General features: G+C 69.6%; 17 protein-coding genes. 7 read left to right on the forward strand and 10 right to left on the reverse strand.

Translation table 11 applies throughout. The annotated features are described in order from the left end of the window. The first annotated feature begins 191 nt into the window (after positions 1-191). On the forward strand, positions 192-530 hold the full coding sequence (locus IT184_12395; GenBank protein MCC7009605.1) for a hypothetical protein: 339 nt from the start codon (positions 192-194) through the stop codon (positions 528-530). Between the two features lie 54 nt (positions 531-584). Here IT184_12395 and IT184_12400 read toward each other — a convergent pair whose 3' ends face one another. The 3 genes from IT184_12400 to IT184_12410 all read right to left on the reverse strand — a co-directional run bounded on the left by IT184_12400 (position 585) and on the right by IT184_12410 (position 3,426). Next, positions 585-1,415, reverse strand: a complete 831-nt coding sequence (locus IT184_12400) for an alpha/beta hydrolase (protein ID MCC7009606.1) — start codon at positions 1,413-1,415, stop codon at positions 585-587. Positions 1,416-1,535: 120 nt separating this feature from the next. Further along, a complete protein-coding gene (locus IT184_12405) occupies positions 1,536-2,480 on the reverse strand; it encodes a PD40 domain-containing protein (GenBank protein ID MCC7009607.1) in 945 nt (314 codons plus the stop codon). Between the two features lie 331 nt (positions 2,481-2,811). Then, complete coding sequence (locus IT184_12410; protein ID MCC7009608.1) at positions 2,812-3,426, reverse strand: non-canonical purine NTP pyrophosphatase; 615 nt, start codon at positions 3,424-3,426, stop codon at positions 2,812-2,814. A gap of 47 nt (positions 3,427-3,473) precedes the next feature. Between IT184_12410 and IT184_12415 the strand changes: the two genes are divergently transcribed. Continuing rightward, entirely contained in the window at positions 3,474-6,197 is a 2,724-nt protein-coding gene (locus IT184_12415; protein MCC7009609.1) for a zinc-dependent metalloprotease, read from the forward strand. Between the two features lie 21 nt (positions 6,198-6,218). On the opposite strand, the gene rph is transcribed toward IT184_12415, so the two are convergent. Genes rph through IT184_12440 form a run of 5 tightly spaced genes read right to left on the reverse strand, consistent with a single transcriptional unit; the run spans position 6,219 to position 10,323 of the window. Further along, entirely contained in the window at positions 6,219-6,950 is a 732-nt protein-coding gene (gene rph, locus IT184_12420; protein MCC7009610.1) for a ribonuclease PH, read from the reverse strand. Positions 6,951-6,955: 5 nt separating this feature from the next. After that, entirely contained in the window at positions 6,956-7,639 is a 684-nt protein-coding gene (locus IT184_12425; GenBank protein MCC7009611.1) for a GerMN domain-containing protein, read from the reverse strand. Beyond that, entirely contained in the window at positions 7,636-9,165 is a 1,530-nt protein-coding gene (locus tag IT184_12430; protein ID MCC7009612.1) for an N-acetylmuramoyl-L-alanine amidase, read from the reverse strand. Before IT184_12430 ends, IT184_12425 begins: the two co-directional genes overlap by 4 nt. A 49-nt stretch (positions 9,166-9,214) precedes the next feature. Continuing rightward, positions 9,215-9,604, reverse strand: coding sequence for a GtrA family protein (locus IT184_12435; GenBank protein MCC7009613.1), 390 nt, complete (start codon positions 9,602-9,604; stop codon positions 9,215-9,217). Continuing rightward, positions 9,601-10,323 carry a CDP-alcohol phosphatidyltransferase family protein gene (locus IT184_12440; GenBank protein ID MCC7009614.1) on the reverse strand — a complete coding sequence of 241 codons (723 nt, stop codon included), beginning with the start codon at positions 10,321-10,323 and terminating at the stop codon, positions 9,601-9,603. The genes IT184_12435 and IT184_12440 overlap by 4 nt, the downstream gene beginning before the upstream one ends. A gap of 149 nt (positions 10,324-10,472) precedes the next feature. Between IT184_12440 and IT184_12445 the strand changes: the two genes are divergently transcribed. Then, complete coding sequence (locus IT184_12445) at positions 10,473-11,297, forward strand: hypothetical protein (GenBank protein MCC7009615.1); 825 nt, start codon at positions 10,473-10,475, stop codon at positions 11,295-11,297. A 33-nt stretch (positions 11,298-11,330) separates the two neighbouring features. On the opposite strand, the gene IT184_12450 is transcribed toward IT184_12445, so the two are convergent. Both IT184_12450 and IT184_12455 read right to left on the reverse strand, forming a co-directional pair. Further along, positions 11,331-12,866, reverse strand: coding sequence for a serine/threonine protein kinase (locus IT184_12450; protein MCC7009616.1), 1,536 nt, complete (start codon positions 12,864-12,866; stop codon positions 11,331-11,333). A 1-nt stretch (position 12,867) separates the two neighbouring features. Continuing rightward, positions 12,868-13,365, reverse strand: coding sequence for a sigma-70 family RNA polymerase sigma factor (locus IT184_12455; GenBank protein ID MCC7009617.1), 498 nt, complete (start codon positions 13,363-13,365; stop codon positions 12,868-12,870). Between the two features lie 196 nt (positions 13,366-13,561). Between IT184_12455 and IT184_12460 the strand changes: the two genes are divergently transcribed. The 4 genes from IT184_12460 to IT184_12475 all read left to right on the forward strand — a co-directional run bounded on the left by IT184_12460 (position 13,562) and on the right by IT184_12475 (position 20,125). Then, entirely contained in the window at positions 13,562-14,713 is a 1,152-nt protein-coding gene (locus IT184_12460) for an efflux RND transporter periplasmic adaptor subunit (GenBank protein ID MCC7009618.1), read from the forward strand. Continuing rightward, complete coding sequence (locus IT184_12465) at positions 14,713-17,853, forward strand: multidrug efflux RND transporter permease subunit (GenBank protein MCC7009619.1); 3,141 nt, start codon at positions 14,713-14,715, stop codon at positions 17,851-17,853. The genes IT184_12460 and IT184_12465 overlap by 1 nt, the downstream gene beginning before the upstream one ends. Next, on the forward strand, positions 17,846-19,177 hold the full coding sequence (locus IT184_12470; GenBank protein ID MCC7009620.1) for a TolC family protein: 1,332 nt from the start codon (positions 17,846-17,848) through the stop codon (positions 19,175-19,177). The genes IT184_12465 and IT184_12470 overlap by 8 nt, the downstream gene beginning before the upstream one ends. Before the next feature lie 237 nt (positions 19,178-19,414). After that, complete coding sequence (locus IT184_12475) at positions 19,415-20,125, forward strand: TlpA family protein disulfide reductase (protein MCC7009621.1); 711 nt, start codon at positions 19,415-19,417, stop codon at positions 20,123-20,125. Positions 20,126-20,259: the final 134 nt, after the last annotated feature.

The raw sequence follows: 20,259 nt of genomic DNA on the forward strand, positions 1-20,259 counted from the left end.
AACAGCAAGGCCGCGAGCACATCGCGCCGGCTCGGGCAAGGAGAGTCCGCGATCATCGCCCGTAACTTTATGCCGGAAGCCGCCAGAGGCGATGTGGTGTGTTCGGGTACGACGGGTACGACCGGTACGACGGGTACGACAGGCGAGAGGAACGAACTGACGCGGGTCACCTTCGTTGGTTCGGGTGCGACGTGAGCATGACGGCTTCGATGGCGACCACTGTTCACAACTGGATTGGCGCCGCGAACGCAGTCTACCGGGGAGATTGTGACGAGGCTGGATATGGCATTCCGTCCAACCTCAGGGCCAGCTTCCCGCGACTGCGGAGCTTACTGATGGACCTCGACTCATGGCAGCGTTGGAAGCACTGGGCAACGCCTGGTAGGCGCCACACTTCGGCCCGTCATGACAAGCTGTTTCCGGCAGAACGTGCCGCGTTCGGCGAGATGCTGAAGGGACCGTTCATGTTGGCGCAGGAACGAATCTCTCCTGTTGCCGCCGCGGATGCAATCGGGAAGGCGGTCCAGTAACCCCCTCGTCCGATTTGCTCCGACATCCGGCAATCTGGCGCCTAGGAGGCACTGTCACCGTGCACTGTCGTAGAACCTCCTCATTTCCGTGAGCGTCTCTGCGCCTCTGCTCAGATAGAAGTAGTGATCAGCCCCTTCGAAGGTGACCATTTTCGCCTGCGGCACTTGCTGTTGAAACGTGGCGATCCAACGCTCCTTCAACGGAACGATAGCCGTTCGCCAGTACTCCTGGGCTCGGCTACGAAGTTCTGCGCTCGCATCCGGTGGAATGTCAGGACGCCGCCCTTCGAGCGCAGTGATCGCCAGCGTGGGTGACTTGACCCTTTGAAAGTTCACTGAGTGGCCACTCCACCAGCGATTGATCTCAGCCCAGACTGCGCCGGTCGACGGCGTCTGGTTGAGCGGATCCTTCTGAAGAACGGCGTGTGCCGAGGCCGGATCTGCGATCGCGTCCAGATACACGAGTGAGCGGACACGCTCGGGCCAGCGCGATGCGATCTCCGTCATCTCGAGTCCCGCGATCGAGTGCCCGACAAGGTGCACTCGCGCAAGCTGCTTGGCATCGAGAAACGCGATGACATCGGCGACCAGCATCTCGAGTTCGTATCCACTGGCAGGCACCGCCGACGGTGCCATGCCGCGACGTGTCAGCGCGTAAACGTGAAAGCGATCACGTAGGCCAACGGCCAAATCGCCGAAGGTATCGGCCGGCGTGCCGAAGCCGGTCAGAATCACCAGCGGCTCGCCCTGGCCGCCCCAGTCGAGGGAATGCAGCTTCACGCCGCGCGACTCGATGAAGTGTTCGGAGTAGCCGCTGCCCGAAGGTGCTTGGCCGAAGACGGCGGTTAAGGGAACCGTCCCAGTGATGCGCAACGCGAGAGTCACGATGGCAACGGCTGTGACGGCGGCGGTTGGCCACAGTCGCCGGCACGGGGAACAGGTAACCTGATTCGGAGCCTTGCGCATGTCCACACCCACCGAGTCGTACCCGACGCACCCGATGAATCATCGACTGACCCGCGTCACCTTCTTCGTCGCGACCTCGAGCATGTAGATGGCGTATGGTTGCGGCGCGCCCTTTGGCGCGTTGTCGACTTGCGGTACGTAGACGAAGGCGATGTGCGTACCGTCCGGCGACCAGCGGGGATCCATGGCGCTGCCGCCCGGCATCGAGAGCAGCAGGTCTTGGTTCGAGCCGTCGACGTCCGTCGTGAACAGCTCGAGCCGCGCCCGGCGGGTGCTCGCGAAGGCGAGCCGCGTGCCGCTGTTCGACCAAGTCGGCGACATGCCGTTCTGCGGATCGTAGGTCAGCCGCCGCCGCGCACCGGTCGCGACCGCGATGAGGTACACGTCCCGGCCGCCCTGCGCGGCGATCTCCGTGCCGTTCGGGCTGAATTGCGGCGCCCAGTACTGGCCCCCGTCCGTCAAACGGCGCACGCCGCTGCCGTCAGCGTTCATGACGTACACATCGCGGGCATCGCCTCCCGATCGTTCCGAGACGAACGCGAGCATCCGGCCGTCCGGCGACCAGGCCGGCGCATGATCGCCGGCCGGATGCGACGTCAATCGCCGCATGCCGCTGCCGTCCAGGTTCATGACGACGATGTCGACGTTGCCGTCGAGGTCGGTCTCGAACGCGATGCGCTTGCCGTCGGGCGCGATGGCCGGCGACGTTTCCTGCGACGACGTCTCGAGGAGCGGCGCCCGGCCGCTGCCGTCCGCGTTCATGATCCACACGTCCGATTGCGCGCCGCGCTCCACGGCGAAGACGATGCGGCGGCCGTCGGGCGACCAGGCAGGCGCACCGTCGAACGACGGGTCGCTCGTGCCCAGCGTCCAGAACACGGCGCCAATACCCAGCCCTGTCGCGAGCATCAGGCCGACGAGCCAGCGCCGCATCCGCTGTGCTCTCCGGCCGGCCGGGTCGATCGCACGACGAGGTGATGTCATCGAACGCGCCTTCGTAGCGCACCGGCGTGTCCGCAGCCGCGCGTGCCGTTATCGTGGCGAACGAATCACGTTGGCCATCCGACTCGACGTTCGAAAACGTCTCGCCGCCATGCGGAACGAAGCTGGCCAGCACCCGCTCATTCCTATCGCCTGTCGTGCCCGTCGTACCGGTCGCACCCGTCGTAACCTGAACCAAGAAAGCTGACCCGCGCCAGTTCGTTCCTGTCGCCCGTCGTGCCCGTCGTACCGGTCGCACCCGTCGTACCTGAACCAAGAAAACTGACCCGCGCGAGCTCGTTCCGCTCGCCCGTCGTGCCCGTCGTATCAGTGCCTACCTTGAACCCGTCGTACCCGTCAGATACCGCCGAAACGCCCGGAACGCCTTCCCGCGGTGCGCAACGGTGAGCTTCTGCTCGTCGTCGACGTCGGCCAACGTGCGGCCGTAGGGAGGATAGAAGAAGATGGGGTCGTAGCCGAAGCCGTTCGTTCCGCTCGGCCGAGTCGCAATCTCGCCCTCCACGGTGGCCTCGTCGGTGAAGACGATCCGCGCCGACGACGCGGCGGATCGTGGTTGGGCATAGGCGAGCGAGCAGACGAACCGCGCCATCCACGGGCGCGGGTGTGGGGCCAGCTCGCGATACAGGTTGGCGAACCGCTCAGGGTAGTCGCGTCCCGGGTAGCGCGCGCTCTCGACGCCCGGGCGTCCGAGCAGGGCGTCGACCACGAGCCCTGAGTCTTCCGCAACGGTGGGCAGTCCCGAAGCTTCCGCATACGCCAGGGCCTTGATCGCGGCGTTTTCGGCGAACGTCCGGCCGGTTTCCTCGGGTGCCGGGATGGGCGGGATGTCCTCGAGCGTGCGGAGATCGAGCGGGAGGTCGCCGAGAACTTCACGGATTTCCCTGATCTTGCCGGCATTGGTGGTGGCGACGAGCAGCACGGCGCCGATTCTATCCCGTATACTTTTTACGGGTTCGTCTCTCCAGGGAGCGGGGCATGGCAGCGAAGCGCACCATGCCGGGCTGGGTGCTCGGCGCGGTTTCGGCGGCAGCATTCGTAGTCGGCACGTCGGCGCAGGGCCCGACCGTCGGATCGCAGGGCGTCGTCACGCCAAGCGATCCCATCTTCGCGGTGCAGGATCCGTCTCCGGCACCGTCACCGGCGCCCGCCGAGCCGGCGCCGGCCGGCCAGGACAACTCGTCCGCGCAAGCGCCAGCCACGCCGCCAGGCGGCCGCGGAGGACGCGGCGGCGGACCGCGTCCCTTCAACCAGGTCATCACGAGCGAGGCGCGGACCGACGACGGGATCTTCAAGGTGCATCGCGTGGGCGACACCGTCTACTACGAGATTCCCAAGAGCGAGCTCGGCAAGGACTTCCTCTGGGTCACGCAGATCAAGAAGACGACGCTCGGCGCGGGGTACGGCGGCCAGGTCATCGACGACCACGTCGTCCGCTGGGAACAGCACGGCAACCGCGTGTTCCTCAAGCTCGTGCACTACGACGTCGTGGCCGATCCGGCGAAGCCGATCGCACAGGCGGTCGCCGACGCGAACAACCCGGCGATCCTGCGCGCGTTCAACGTCGCGGCGATCAGCCCGATCGGCAACCTCGTGATCGACGTCACGTCGCTCTTCACCGCCGAGCTGATGGAGTTCTCGCCGCGGCAGGCGCTCGGCGCACGCGGCATGGATCCGAGCCGCACCTACATCGAGAAGGTCGTGTCGTTCCCGCAGAACATCAACGTGCAGGTCACGCAGACCTACACCGGCATCACCGACGGGGGCGGGCGCGGCGGGCCGGGCACGAGCGGCACGATCGTGCTGTTCCACAGCATGGTCAAGCTGCCGGAAACGCCGATGACGCCGCGGCTGTTCGATCAGCGCATCGGCTACTTCACCACGGGCACCTTCGACTTCGGACGGGAAGAGAACAAGGTCGCGGAGCGCGAGTTCCTGTTGCGCTACCGGCTTGAGAAGAAGGACCCGACGGCCGCGATCTCCGAGCCCGTGAAGCCGATCGTCTACTACGTCGATCCGGCGACGCCCGCGCGGTTCGTGCCGTGGATCAAGAAGGCCATCGAGGACTGGAACCCGGCGTTCGAGGCCGCGGGCTTCGAGCACGCCGTCGTCGCGAAGGAGGCGCCGTCGAAGACGGAGGACCCCGATTGGGATCCGGAGGACGTGCGCTACTCGGTGATCCGCTGGCTGCCGTCGACGATCGAGAACGCGTCGGGGCCGAACATCCACGATCCGCGCAGCGGTGAGATCCTCGAAGCCGACATCCAGCTCTACCACAACGTGCTGAACCTCGCGTCGATGTGGTACTTCACGCAGGTCGGCCCGCTCGACCCGCGCGCGACGTCGCTGCCGCTGCCCGACGATCTGATGGGCCGGCTGGTGGAGTTCGTCGTCGCGCACGAGCTGGGGCACACGCTCGGCCTGCGGCACAACATGAAGGCCAGCTCGCTCTACTCGCTGGCGCAGGTCCGCGACAAGAACTGGGTGAAGGAGAACGGTCACACGCCCAGCATCATGGATTACGCGCGCTTCAACTACGTCGCGCAGCCGGAGGACGGCATCGCCGTCGACGATCTGATCCCGAAGATCGGACCGTACGACCGGTGGGCGATCGCCTGGGGTTACAAGCCGGTGCCGGGTGCGTCGATGCCCGACGACGAGAGGAAGACGCTCGACCAGTGGGCCCGCGAGCAGGACACGACGCCGTACCTGCGATTCATGACCGGCGGCACCTCCGAGCTCGACGCGTTTCCGTTCGATCCGGGCCAGCAGCGCGAATCGGTCGGCGACGCCGATCCGGTGCACGCCACGGAGCTCGGCCTGAAGAACCTGCAGCGCGTCGCCGACATGCTGATCCCGGCGACGACGCGGCCGGGCGAGTCGTACGACGACCTGCGCGATACTTACGGGCGGCTCGTCGCGCAGTGGCGCCTCGAGGTCGGCCACGTGGCGAACCTGATCGGCGGGGTGGAATCGCGCGAGGTCTATCCGGGGCAGACCGGCGCCCGCTACACCATCGTGCCGCGCGCCCGGCAAGCCGACGCGCTACAGTTTCTGCTGAAGAACGTCTTTCGCGCGCCCGCCTTCCTGACCAGCCGCGAGATCCTCGCGCGGATCGAGCCGGTCGGCACGGTCGCCCGCGTTCGCACGGCGCAGACGTCGCTGCTCAACGCGCTGCTCCAAGTACCGCGCCTCGACCGGATGGCCGAGCAGGCCACCGTCGCGCCGGGCGCGTACGCGCCGCTCCAGTTCCTGAGCGATCTGCGCAACGGCCTCTGGTCCGAGCTGCAGAACCCGGCGCAGCCGATCGACATCTACCGGCGCAACGTGCAGCGCGCCTACCTCGACACGTTCGACAACCGGCTGAACATCGGCCCGCCGCCGGTCGACGAGATCCGCGCGATGCTGCGCGGCGAGCTGCGCGCGCTCGATGCGCAGATCGCCGCGGCGCTGCCGAGGGTGACCGACACCGCGTCGCGGCGCCACCTGCAGGACGCGCGCGACACGATCGCGACCGTGCTCGACCCGCGGGCGATGCGCACGCGCACCACGGGCCTGGGCATCCTGTTCGGCGGCGCGAGGGGCGCCGGCGCCGCGCCTGCGGGCGCGACGCGCGCGCTGTCGAGCGCCGGCTACGACTTCGAACACGACCCGTTCCTCGAACCGTCGGCGGCGTGCTTCGTGGACTACGTCGTCAACTGACGCCGGGCCGAAGAACGACGGTCAGTACTTCAGGATCTTTCCGACGGCGCCGCGCTGCTGTTCGATCAACGCGCGGATGCCCATGTCGGCCAGGGCGAGCAGCGCGTCGAGTTCGGCGCGGCTGAAGGGCTTCGACTCAGCCGTGCCCTGCACTTCGATGAAGCGGCCGTCCGAGGTCTTGATGACGTTCATGTCCACCTCGGCCTTCGAATCCTCGGTGTAGGCGAGATCGAGCAGCGGCGTGCCGTCGACCACGCCGACGCTGGTCGCCGCGACGTAGTCAGTCACCGGCACGCGGGCGAGCGTCCCCTGCTCGCGCAGGCGTTCGAGCGCGAGCACGAGCGCGACGAAGCCGCCCGTGATCGACGCCGTGCGCGTGCCGCCGTCGGCCTGCAGCACGTCGCAGTCGATCCAGATCGTCCGCTCGCCGAGCTCGGTCTGGTTCACGACCGAGCGGAGCGAGCGGCCGATCAGCCGCTGGATCTCCTGCGTGCGGCCGCCCACCTTGCCCGTCGTCGCCTCGCGCGTCGTTCGAGTGGACGTCGCGCGCGGCAGCATGCCGTACTCCGCCGTGACCCAGCCCTTGCCGGATCCCCGGAGAAAGGGGGGCACGCGCTCCTCGGTCGACGCCGTGCACAGCACGCGCGTGAGGCCGACCTCGATCAGCACGGATCCTTCGGCGTGAATCGACACGCCAGTCGTCAGTTTCGTCGGCCGCACCATGTCGGGAAGACGGCCATCCAGTCGGGGCATCGGGCTCATGGTCCTTTCCGCACCCACTCGAGCGCCTTGCTCAGCGGGTATCTCAGATCGAGGTGGCCGGCCAGCGTGTCCACCTGCTGGCCGTCGATGAGGATCTGCACGGCGGTCACGCTCGGCAGGTTCACCGTGAGGGCGTTGACGATCGCGTAGGCGGCCAGCGCTTCGTCGAACGATCCGCCGGTGTGGCCCGTGCGGATCGCGCCGCCGAGATCCACGTACGCGCGGCCGTCCTGCGTGAGGAACACGGTGCGGACGGTCGTGCCATCCGGAATGGCGGACCGTTGGCCGCTCGGCGGCGCCTGCACCTGCGCGACGACGATCTGTCTGGCCTGTTCCTCGGGGGTCGCACCGTAGAGCGCCGTGCCCCGCGTCGCCACGAGGCCGTAGCCGTCGTCGGCCACGTAGTACAGCGTCGCGAGAATACGCCGGCCGTCGTGGCTCGAGACCGGCGCCTCGGCCGCAGGCGCGCCGCTGGCGGCCGAGCGATGGAGCAGGGCCGGCAGCTTGGCCGTGACGAGCCAGACGCCGAGCGCGAGCACCGTCGCGCCGGCCAGGCCGGCCGCCCACAGGTGCGTCCGCGAGATCCGCACGACGGCGCGAGCCTGACCGTTCTGGCTCTCCGCGGCGGCGGTGCCGGCACGCGCGTCGTCTGGCGGATCGCCGCGGCGTACTGCCGTCACGGCCGCGCCCCGGGCAGCGGCGGCGGAAGGGGCGCACTCCGCCGAAGTTCCTCCACCGTGGCGATCACCGCCTCGACGATCGCGCCGGGCCGGTCGGCCCGATTCAACGCCGCCTCCTCGTCGCCGTTGGAGAGGAAACCCATCTCGAGCATGACGGCGGGCATGTTCGCCGACACGAGCGGACGCAGCGGCAGATACGCCGGGTCGTCGCTCAAGAGCGGCACCTGATGCGCCTTGAGCTGGCGCGCCAGCGTCGCGGCGACCGCGACGGACCGATCGACGAACGGCAACTGCGCGAGATCCCACGGCACGAGATCGATCGCGCGCGTTCCTCCGCCAATCACGGGGACAGGCGGCTCGCTCACTTCCGATGTGCCGGTGCGGTTCGCGTACTCGGCCGCGTTGAGCGCGAGCACCTGCGCGCCGCGCGTCTCCTGGCGCACCGAGGCGTTGAGGTGCAGGCTGATCAGAAGATCCGTTTTGTCGTTGTTGGCGATGGCTGCCCGGCGATCCAGCGGCACGGCCTCGTCGGCATCGCGCGTCAGCACGACCCGCAGCCCGATGCGCGTTTCGATCGCCGCCTTGAGCCGTCGCGCGAACTGCAGGACGTAGTCCTTTTCCTTCGTGCCCCCCGGCCCACGCACGCCGTCATCGTCGCCGCCATGCCCGGGATCGAGCACGATCGTGTCCAGGCCGGTGGAACGGCCGGTCGTGCCAGGGTCGGGCGCAGCGGCGCGGGCGACCGGCACGGGCGGCGGCGCGGCCGGCGGTGCCCCGGGCGCGAGCAGATCGATCGTCACGCGCGCCGGGTCCGAGTCGTCCGCGCGATAGTTGGCCGCGGACGGACCGAGATCGACCACGACGGTCGTGCCGTCGGCGTGCACGGCCGGCGCGAACTCGTCGGCTTCCCCTTGCACCGGCGCGAGATCGACGTCCACGGCGTCGAACCGCACGAGCAGCCGGTTGCCCTCGCGGGTGACGCGATGCGGCGCCGGCGACTGCAGCTCGAGCGTGACGCGCGCGTTGGGCGGCACGCGGTCGATGCGCGCGGTGATTTGCGGCAGGCGCACGTCTCCGAACAGGACCGTGCGGGCGGGCCGCCGGATCTCCACGCGTTGGCCGAGCGCAGGTCCGAGCGCGAGCCGCAGGAAGTCGATCGGCACGAGCCACGTGTTGCGATCGCGCTGGAGGGCCGCCGGCAGCGCGACGACTTTGCCGGGTCCGATCGAGGCGAACGACTGCCCCGGGATCAGGAGGATGGTCTGGCCGCTGCCCTGGACCGTGAGCCCGCCGACGAGCGTGTCTTCCGTGATGCGCAGCTTGAAGATCGACGCGAGCTGCTCCAGCGAGACGAACTCCGCGCCGCCGAGCGTGCGCACGGTGAGCTGATGGCGCGCCTCAGGCGTGTAGAGCACGAAGGCTCCCGGCGTCTGAGACGACGCGGTCGCGACGAGCGACAGCACGACGGCGGCCGCAATGCAGGCCACCGCCGGATAGGACGCGACGCGCGAGATCCGGGAAGACAACGACCAATCATAGCAATGGGCTGAGGCCGACGGCCCGTGATCGCGATCGTCAGCGCGGTGTGAACACGAGCCGATCGGTGACGACGAAGTTGGCGAACGCGCAGGCCGTGACGGCGCCGGCGTTGGCCGCCACGACGCCGATGGGCAGGTTGGCCACGAGCAGCGAGACAATCGCGACGTTGCCGACGAGCGAGAGCGCACCCGTCGCCACGACGAAGCGCACGAACGGCGCCGCGCCGGGCGAGCGGCCGGTGCGATCGCGCCATGTCCAGCGCCGGTGCCATTCGTACTTGTGGACGATGGCCGTCGCCACGCCGAGCGCCGTGGCGACGGCATGCGGCACGCCAGCCAGGACCGTGCACGACCAGACCGTCCCGATCTGCACGGCGAAGCCCAGCGCGCCCACCGCGACGAACGCCACGCCCCGGCGTGACGTCACGAGCGTTCAGCTCCGGGAAGCGGCTCGAGCCGATACAACGCGCGCGTGTTCCGCGCGGCAGAGTAGAGCAGCGTGACGAGCAGGCCAGCCGCGCCAATCGCCCCGCCGACGTCGAACACGGGCAGCGTGGAGCCGAGCACGTTCGCGGTGGGATGCCAGACAGCCACGGCGTTTCCTGCGATGAGCAGCAGCCGCAGTTCGGTCGGTCCGACTTTGAAAAAGCTCATCCGGAACCGGCCGAGCACGTGCGTGGCGAGGAAGACCTCGATGCACAGCATGAAGTACACGACCATCAGGGCGATGGCCACCGGAGGGCTCATGTAGCCAGAGAGCGCGAGCCCGCCGAGCAGGAACGCGACGCCGAACTCGTCCACGACGTGATCCACGTAGAAGCCGTACCGCGGCCGTTGACGATCGCGCACGCGGGCGAGTGTGCCGTCGAGGCTGTCGCCGAACCAGTTGACGACGAGGCACAGCGAGGCGAGCCAGAGACCTACGGGCGTCGTGCTCGCCAACCAGTACGACGCTCCGGCCCCAGCCATCGCGACGAGCGCCAGCGCGGTGAGATGGTCCGAGTGGATCGCGCGCGGGATCCGGCGCGCCATCCAGATCAGCGCCTTCTTCTCCCACGCGGCGGTCAGGCTCCTGAGATCGCGCGTGGCGGAAGGAGCGGGCTCGGTCCTGGAGAACTGGGACGCAGTCAGCGGCGTGGTGGCCATCGGCAGTTGCCCTCCATCCACGTATGCGCGAGGACGCGCGTCGGCGGCTCATTCGCCGGCGGCTCATTCGATCGTCCGACCGTGCGACCCACGCCGCGCTGCGAGCCGGTTCGGTCGTGCTTCGCGCTTACGCAGGCATGAGCTCCGCTGTGAATCGTCGAGCCGTCCGTGTGGTGTTGGCGCTGGCCGTGCTGGCCATCTCGCCAACCAGTTCGCTCCGTGCCGCAGGGGCCGGCCCCGGCCCGGCGACGCTCTCGGGATGGCAGCGATACGTGGCGGCGACGGAGCACCGGCGACACGTGGACACCGCGCACGCCGGGTCGTTCCTCGTGATGGACGCGGAGCCAGGCGGACGGGTCGATCGGCGCGACGTCCTCGCCGGGCAGATCCTCGTGCGAGCCATGCAAACCGCCGAGGACGGCGATGGACCGGTCGAGGTCCCGGACGCGCTCGTACACCACTGGCGCGGCGCCGTGCTCGTGCCGAACGTCACGGTGCCGGATCTCATCGCGTCGATCGAGCGCGCCGATCCGCCCGTGATCCAGGACGACGTCCTCCGATCGGCGATCCTCGAACGACGGCCCCGATCGGCGCGGGTGTTCCTGAGGCTGCGGCGCCAGAAGATCGTCACCGTCGTCTACGACACCGAGCACGACGTCACGTTCAGCCTCCTGGGCGCGACGCGCGCCTCGAGCGAGAGCCGGGCCATCGCGATCGCCGAGTTGCGTGCGCCGGGCACGCCGCAGGAGCGGCGGCTCGGCCCGGGTGAAGACCGGGGGTTTCTCTGGAAGCTGAACGCGTACTGGCGATACGAGGCGGTGCCCGGCGGCGTCATCGCCGAGTGCGAGTCGATCAGCCTGAGCCGGGACGTGCCGTTCGGGTTGCGCACCGTGCTCGCGCCGATCGTTGCGTCGACCGCCCGTGAATCGATGTCGATGGCGCTCGTCGCGTTGCGGACGCGGTTTGCGCGCTGAACCGTGCCGCGCGCACCTCGGCGCTCGTCCGTCTCACACCGGCGCTTCCCGGCCGAACGCCGTCCGCGCCGTCGTCGGTTCGATCACGACGGCGGTGACGAGCACGGCCGCGGCGGCGCCGAGCAGCAGCACGCCCCAACCCGGCGCGGCGAGCACGGCGCCGATGCCCTCGACGGCGAGCGCACCCGAGAACGTCAGATCGGCGGCGCGGAGCCACCGCGTTCCGCGCACGTCGGGCGTGGGACCGGCCGCAGGGTCGAGCTGGATCGCGAACCAGCGGTGCAGCCGGAGCGTGCTGGCGACGACGGCGGCGACGAGGCCGGCGACGAAGACGAGCGTGCCGGCTCGAGGGTCGCCGAACGCGGTTCGCCGATCCCACAGCGGGAGCAGCAGCAGGAGGTATCCGGTTGCTGCCGTCACCTGGTGGAACAGCCACCACCAGCGTCCTCGCGCGGGCGACGGATGGGTGGACACGTCGAGAGGCTTTGCCGCCAGCCCTGGCTGGCGGCGGATCTGCTCGAGCGCGCCCGCCAGCTCGGCCGCCGACTGGAATCGATCGCTGGCCGTCTTGGCCAGGCACGTCCGCAGCGTGCGCTCGAGCATCGCCACGGTCTCGGGTGGCGCTCCTGCCGGCACGCGCGTCGCCAACGGCGGCGGCTCGACCTCGAGGATCTGCGCGAGCGTGGACGCCGCGTCCTCGGCGGCGAACGGGTTCGTGCCGGTGAGAAGCTCGTACAGCATCACGCCGAGCGAGAAGACGTCGGCGCGCGCGTCGGCGCGCTGCCCGCGTGCCTGCTCCGGCGCCATGTAGGCCGGCGTGCCGACGAGGTGGCCCTCGAGGGTGAGCCCCGGCGCCGGCCACTCGGGATCGTGGGCGAGGCCGAAGTCCAGCACCTTCAGCGTGCCGTCCGACGTGCGCATCACGTTCTCGGGCTTGAGATCGCGGTGCACGATGCCGCGCGCGTGGGCGGCCGCGATCGCGCGCGACACGGCGATCATCGCGTCGAGCGCGCGGTCGAGCGGCAAGACGCCGCGGGCGATCTCCTCGCGGAGGGTGCCGCCCTGCACGTACTCGGCCGCGACGTACACCTGCCCGTCGATCTCCTCGAGCGCGAAGACCGTCGCGATGCCGGGATGCACGAGCGACGCGGCCGCGCGCGCTTCGCGTCGAAGGCGCTCGCGTCGCGTGTCGTCGCGCGCCAGCGCCGGAGCGACCGTCTTGAGCGCGACCGTACGGCCGAGCCGCGTATCGGTGGCGAGGTAGACGACCCCCATGCCGCCCAGGCCCAGCACTCCGCGGATCGCGTACGGCCCGATGTGTTCGGGGACGGGCAAGTCTTCGGTCGCCGTGGATCCAGCCAGCGCCGCGACCTCCGCCGGCGGCTTCTCCAGGAAGTCACCCGCCGCACCGTGGGCCGAGAGCAGTGCCTCCACCTCGTCACGGACGCGTGCATCTCCGGCAGCGGCGCGGTCCAGGAACGCCGCGCGCTCATCGGCAGGATGTTCGAGCGCGGCGTGAAAGACGTCGGTGACGCGCTGCCAGGTCGCGGGATCGAGCGGGCGGGCCATCTCAGGAGGCGGCCGTGAGCGCGCGCAGCAACCAGGCGCGCGCCACCGTCCAGTGGCGCTTCACGGTCGCGGGCGAGATCGCGAGCGCGGCGGCCGTTTCCTCGATCGACAAGCCGCCGAAGTACCGCAGCTCGACGATGCGCGCCTGCGCCGGATCGAGCGCGGCAAGCTCCGCGAGCGCGCGATCGAGCGCCACGAGATCCACGGCATGGCTCGGGTCGTCGCCGACGAGCAGGCGCTCGTCGAGCGTCACCTGGACGCGGCGGCCGCCGCGCTTGGCCGCGCCGCGCGCTCGCGCGCGTTCGACGAGCAGCCGTCGCATCGCGATCGCCGCGATGGCGAGGAAGTGCGCGCGATCCGTCCAGGGGGTGCCGCCGTCCTTCGCGAGGCGGAGGTACGCGTCGTGGACGAGGTCGCTCGCCTGCACGCTGGCGGCGCGTTCGCGCCTGATGTACCGCGCGGCGACGCGCCGCAGCTCGACGTAGACGTCGTCGACCATGCCGTCGACCGACTGGCGAGACACTCTCGGATTATAGAGTCCCGCCGCCGCGGTGCGCGCCGTCGTGTAGTGGCCGAACCCAACGTGTTTGATAACGTATAGGGTTTGCGAGCCTTGTCCCCTGGCTCGTCTGGTCGTGGACTCTATGCCTTCATCACAATCGAGATCCTGGCTGCCGGCGTTCGGCCGATGCGCCGTGCCCGTCTGGATGGCCGCGCTGCTCGTTGCGGCCGGTACGATCGCGGCCTCGTGCACCTCCGGCCCGGAGGCGGGTACGCCGCCGGGTGCCGCAGCAGGCGGCGGTGTCGGCATGCCGGTTGGCGTCGTCGCGCTCGCCGAGAAGCCCATCGAGGAGAGCGGTCTCTTCGTCGGCGTGCTGAAGTCGCGCCGCTCCACGCGTATCCAGCCGCAGGCCGAGGGCTTCATCACGAAGATCCTCGCCACCGCGGGCGATCGCGTCTCGAGCGGCACGCCGCTCTTCGAGATCGACGCGAACGTGCAGCAGGCGGCGGTGGCCAGCCTCGAGTCGATGCGGATCGCCCGCGACGCGGACGCGTCGTTCGCCCGCCAGCAAGCGGAGCGCGCCAAGGCGATGCTCGACATCGGCGCGATGAGCCGGCAGGAGTACGAGCTGGCCGTCACGCAGCAGCGCACCGCGGAGGCGCAGCTCGAGGCCATCCAGGATCAGATCCGCCAGCAGCAGGCGGAGCTGGCCTACTACCGCGTCGTCGCGCCGACCGCCGGTGTCGTCGGCGACATCCCCGTGCGCGTGGGCGATCGCGTGACGAAGGCCACGCCGCTCACGACGGTCGAGGACAACTCCGCGCTCGAGGTGTACATCAACGTGCCGGTGCAGCAGGCCGCGCGCCTGCGTATCGGCCTGCCGGTTCGGATCCTCAGCGACGCTGGCGAGGTGCTCGCGACCGAGCGCGTGACGTTCGTCTCGCCGACCGTCGACGATGAGACGCAGACGGTGCTGGTCAAGACGCCGCTCGACGCGCGCGGCGGCCGCTTCCGCACCGACCAGACCGTGAAGGCCGCCGTGATCTTCGACACGCACCCGGGGCTCACGGTGCCGGTCGTCTCGGTCACGCGGATCAACGGCCAGTTCTTCGTGTTCGTCGCCGAATCGAGCGGCAGCGGACTCATCGCCCGCCAGCGCCCGGTCTCGCTCGGCGACGTCGTCGGCAGCGAGTACGTCGTGCGATCCGGGCTCGCGCCCGGCGATCGGCTGATCGTCTCGGGCACGCAGAAGATCGGCGACGGCGCGCCGGTCACGGCGATGCCGGCCGCGCCGCCGCCTGCGGCGGCCGGCGGTCCGGCGGGCGCGAAGACGGGAGGCGAGTAGTGCTCTCGGCCTTCTTCGTCCGCCGTCCGATCCTCGCGACGGTCTGCTCGCTGCTGATCATCCTGGCCGGCGCGATCGCGATCCCCTCGCTGCCGATCGCGCGCTACCCGGATCTGACGCCGCCGACCGTCACGGTCTCGTCGTTCTACACCGGCGCGAACGCGCAGGCGGTCGAGACGGCCGTGACGACGCCGCTCGAGCAGGCGATCAACGGCGTCGAAGGCATGATGAACATCCGCTCGTCGAGCACGAGCTCCGGGTTCAGCAGCATCACGGTGACGTTCGAGATTGGCCGCAATCCCGACCTCGCGGCCGTCGACGTGCAGAACCGCGTCAACCAGGCGCTCGGCCGGCTCCCCCCGGAGGTACGGACGAACGGCGTGACGGTCACGAAGCAGTCGGCCGGGTTCCTCGGGGCCGTCGGCTTCTTCTCTCCCGACAACCGCTACGACTCGCTGTTCATCAGCAACTACATCGACGTGTACGTGCGGGATGCGCTCAAGCGCATTCCGGGCGTCGGCAACATCATCATCTTCGGCGAGCGCAAGTTCGCGATGCGGCTGTGGTTGGATCCGGCGAAGCTCGCGGCCCGCCGGCTGACGGCGAGCGACGTCGTCGCGGCGCTTCGCGAGCAGAACGTGCAGGTCGCGGCCGGCAGCATCGGCGAGTCGCCGGCCTCGTCCGACCAGATGTTCCAGCTCAGCGTCCGCGCGCAGGGCCGGCTCTCCGAGATCCCGCAGTTCGAGGGCATCGTCGTCAAGGCCGGGGAGGACGGCGCGCTCGTGCGCGTGAGCGACGTGGGACGGGTCGAGCTGGGCGCCGAGAGCTACTCGTCGCGCCTGCGCTTCGGCGGGCTGGAGGCGTCGGGCATCGGCATCCAGCCGCTGCCGTCGGCGAACGCGATTGCCGTCTTCGACGCCGTCCAGGCGGAGCTGACGCGGCTCCAGCGCAACTTCCCGCCGGGCCTGCAGGCCGTCGTCGCCTTCGACAACGTGCAGGTCGTCCGCGAGTCGATCCGCGAGGTGCTCGAGACGCTCGCGGAGGCGATCGTGCTCGTCGTCCTCGTGATGTTCCTGTTCCTGCAGAACTGGCGCAGCACGATCATCCCCGCCATCACGATCCCCGTGTCGCTCGTCGGCACGTTCGCGTTCGTGAAGCTCTTCGACTTCTCGATCAACACCCTGACGCTCTTCGGCATCGTCCTGGCGACCGGCATCGTCGTCGACGACGCGATCGTCGTGATCGAGAACGTGGAGCGGCACATGCGCGAGCACGGCAAGAGCGCGCGCCGCGCCGCGATCGACGCGATGCAGGAAGTGTTCTCGGCCGTCATCGTCATCGGCCTCGTGCTGATCGCCGTGTTCGTGCCGGTCGCGTTCTTTCCGGGCACGACCGGCCGGATGTACCAGCAGTTCTCGCTGACGATCGCGTTCGCGGTGCTGCTGTCGGTGTTCAACGCCGTCACGTTCACGCCGGCGCTGTCGGCGCTGCTGCTCGACAAGGAGAGCCACACGCACGGCTGGTTCTTCACCGGCGTCAACCGCGTGATCGACGGCGCGACGGCCGGCTACGTGCGCCTGATTCGCGTGCTGGTCGGGGCGCGGGCCGCGATGCTCGGGCTGTTCCTGCTGGCGCTCGGCGCCACGTGGCTCGTCTACCGGGCCGTGCCGTCGTCGTTCTTGCCCGACGAGGACGAGGGCTACTTCATCACGATCCTGCAGGCGCCGTCCGGGGCGTCGCTGGAGTACACGACGAACATCGCCCGGCAGGCGGAAGCCATTCTGCTCAAGCAGCCGGAGATCGCGAGCGTCTTCTCGGTCGGCGGGTTCAGCTTCAGCGGCGCGGCCCCGAACCAGGGCCTGATGTTCGTGAAGCTGAAGGACTTCGAGGAGCGCCGCGGCGCCGACCACTCGCTCGGGGCCGTGCTGGCCCGGCTGCGCGGCATGCTGTTCGGCGCGATTCCGGGCGCGCTCGTGATCCCGACGGCGCCGCCGGCGATCCAGGGGCTCTCGTCGTTCGGCGGCTTCCAGTTCGAGGTGCTCGATCAGGCCGGGAGCGACACGAACACGCTCGCGGCCGTGACGGGCCAGATGATCGCGAAGGGCATGCAGTCGCGGCAGTTGACGAACATGTTCAGCAGCTTCACGGCGAACGATCCGCAGTTGCTCGTCGAGATCGATCGCGATCGCATCCGCAGCCTCAACGTGCCGATCCGCGAGGTCACCGACGCGCTCCAGGTGCTGCTCGGCTCGCAGTACGTCAACGACTTCGACTTCAACAACCGCGCGTACCGCGTCTACGTGCAGGCCGACCAGCGCTTCCGAGCCGATCCGTCGAACCTGCGGCAGTACTACGCGCGGTCGGCGAACGGCCAGATGGTGGCGCTCGACTCCGTCGTGCGGCTCACGGAGTCGACGGCGCCCGCGGTGGTCAGCCACTTCAACCTGTTCCGATCGACGGAGATCACCGGCGGGCCCGCTCCTGGCGTCAGCTCGGGGGAGGCGCTCGCGGCCATGGAGCAGCTCGCCGCCGAGACGCTGCCGGCCGGCTACGGCTTCGAGTGGGCGGGGCAGGCGCTCGAGGAGATCAAGGGCGGGGCGCAGGCGATCTACATCTTCGGCCTCAGCCTGCTCGTCGTCTACCTCGTGCTCGCGGCGCAGTACGAGAGCTGGGTGCTGCCGTTCATCATCCTGCTCGGCGTGCCGCTCGCCGTGTTCGGCGCGCTCGGCGCCCAATGGATGCGGGGGCTGTCGAACGACGTGTTCTGCCAGGTCGGCCTCGTGATGCTCATCGGGCTCGCGGCGAAGAACTCGATTCTGATCGTCGAGTTCGCCGAGCAGCTTCGCGAGCAGGGCCAGTCCATCGTCGAGGCCGCGGTCGAGGCGGCGCGGATCCGGCTGCGGCCGATCCTGATGACGTCGTTCGCGTTCATCCTGGGCGTGCTGCCGCTCGCGCTGGCGAGCGGCGCGGGATCGGCCGGCCGCAACTCGGTGGGCACGACCGTGGTCGGCGGCATGCTCGCGTCCACGTTCCTCTCCATCGTGTTCATTCCCGTGCTCTACGTGCTGATCCGGACGGTGGCGCCGGGCCGTGCCGTTCGCGGCGGCGACGCGCCCGACACAGGAGTCGCGCATGCGTAGCAAGAACGGTCCGCCGTTCGAGGTCCGTGGGGCCCGGTTCGCCGGGCGAGCGAAGCGGAGCGGCCGGCTGACGTTGTCCGCGATGTTCGCGATCGCGTGGGCCGCGACGGCCTTCGCACAGGCACCGCCGGCGGTTCGGCGTGTGGAGTTCGACGAGGCCGTGCGGATCGCGATCGAACGGAACCCGTCGGTGGCGACGGCGGCGACGGCCGTGTCGGAGGCCGACGCGCGCCTCCAGGTGGTTCGCGCCACGACGCGTCCTCTCGTCAGCGCGTCCGTCTCGAACACCACGCTCGACGGGTCGCGCGGGTTCAGCGGCGGCGTCACGCAGCCGCAGAACCAGTTCGCCTTCGGTGCCACCGCGTCGATGCCGCTCCTGGCGGCCGTGCCCTGGGCGCAGGTCTCGCAGGCGCGCGACGAGATCACGGTCGCGACCGAGACGGCGGCCGACGTGCGCCGGCAGGTCGCCGTCGCCGCCGCGCAGGCCTACCTCGCCGTCGTCGCCGCGCGCCGGCAGCTCGACGTCGACGAGCGCGCGCTCGAGAACGCCCGCGCGCATCTCGACTACGCGGAGAAGCGCCTGGCCGGCGGCGTCGGCAGCCGCCTCAACCAGTTGCGCGCGGCGCAAGCCGTGTCGGGCGACGAATCCCGCCTCGAGAACACGCGCCTGGCCCTGCGGCGCGCGCAGGAGGCGCTCGGCGTCGCGCTGGCTGAAGACGGCCCGATCGACGCGGCCGGCGTGCCGGCCTTCGAACCGCCGCCGTCGGGCGCGGCGGAGGAGTGGATGACCAGGCGCCCCGACCTGCGCGCGCAGACCGCGGCCATCCAATCCGCCGAGCACGTGATCCGCGACGCCTGGAAGGTCTGGGTGCCGACGGCCTCGGTGGCGTTCACGCCACAGCTCGTCGCTCCAGCGGGGTTGTTCCAGCCGGCGCGCACGTGGCGGCTCGCGTTCTCGATCTCACAGCCGGTGTTCGACTCGTCGCCTCGCGCCCAACTGGCGCTGCGCCGCATCGCGCTCGACCGCGCGCAGCTCGCGCGCACGACGCGCGAGATCGAGGTCCGGGCGGAAATCCGCGTGGCCGAGGAGGCCGTCGCGAGCCAGGAGCGGGCGCTCGAAAGCGCACGGCGGGCGGCCGACCAGGCCAACGAGGTGCTGCGGATCAGCACGGCCGCCTTCGAGGTCGGCGCGACCACCAACATCGAGGTGATCGACGCGCAGCGTTCCGCCCGCGACGCCGAGACAACGGCCGCCATCGCGGAAGATGCCCTTCGACGAGCCCGTCTCGACCTGCTCGTCGCCGTCGGCCGGTTCCCTCAGTAGGTCGTCGCCTCCCAGAAAAGTGCAGCCTCGGTGCTTTTGGGGCTGCACTCCGCTTCCACGGGTCTTATCATTGTCATGACGTTGGCAAGCGTTCGACCGCAAGGAAGCAAGTTCGTGGCACTACTGGCTCAACGCGTTCTCCGCCCGCTCCTCCTGGTTCCGGCACTGCTGATCCTCGCTGGTTCCCAGGCTCTCGCACAAACGGCGCTCTCGTTCGACGTCCCGCGAGACGTCCCGATGACCGTCAAAGCCTTCACCGACCGGCAAGTGGCCGAGAGCCTCGTCGCGCTCGACACCATGCTGGCCGGCGAAACCGATCCGGCGAAGTGGGCGCCGCATGCCGAAACCGTGCTGTGGCAGTTCGCGCGATACGTCCAGACTAGACGTCTCAGCGCCTCTCAGGAGCAGCGGGTGCTGCGCAAGCTCGACGCGCTGGCCGCGGCGCGCCCCGGGCATGCGAGGCTCGTTGCCGGTCCGCGGTTCATGATCAGCTCGCTCACGGTCGGCAAGACCGCGCCCGACATCGCCGGCAAAGATCTCGACGGCGTGGAGTTCAGGCTCAGCGACTACCGCGGCCGGATCGTCGCGCTCGTCTTCTCCGCCGAGTGGTGCGGGATCTGTCGCAGTCTTTTCCCGTACGAGCGCCTCATGCTCGAGCTCTACAGGCAGTGGCCGTTCGCGCTGCTCGGCGTGGAGACGGGGTCCACGGCGGCCGCAGCGAGGCAAGCCAAGGCATCGGAGTCGCTGAACTATCGATCGTGGTGGGACGCGCCGGGGCCCGACGGCCGCGGGCCGATCGCCTCGACCTGGAATGTGGGCGGCTATCCAGCCGTCTACGTTATCGACGGCAGCGGTGTGATCCGCTTCGTCGATCTCCGCTACGAGGATCTTCTCAAGGGCGTCCGCCAACTGCTCTACGAACCGACCGTCGTCGCGAAGAAGCAGTAGGTCTGGCTCGTCGGCGGCCGTGGCGTGACCGCTCGGAACGGTGCGATCGTACGGCCGTTCTGAGCGGCGGGTATCGAAGCATTGCCTCGAACCGCCGCTCAGAACTCACCTCACACCAACACGCACACCTCGAA

Source organism: Acidobacteriota bacterium, assembly GCA_020853395.1.
Taxonomy (GTDB): Bacteria; Acidobacteriota; Vicinamibacteria; order Vicinamibacterales; family SCN-69-37; genus JADYYY01.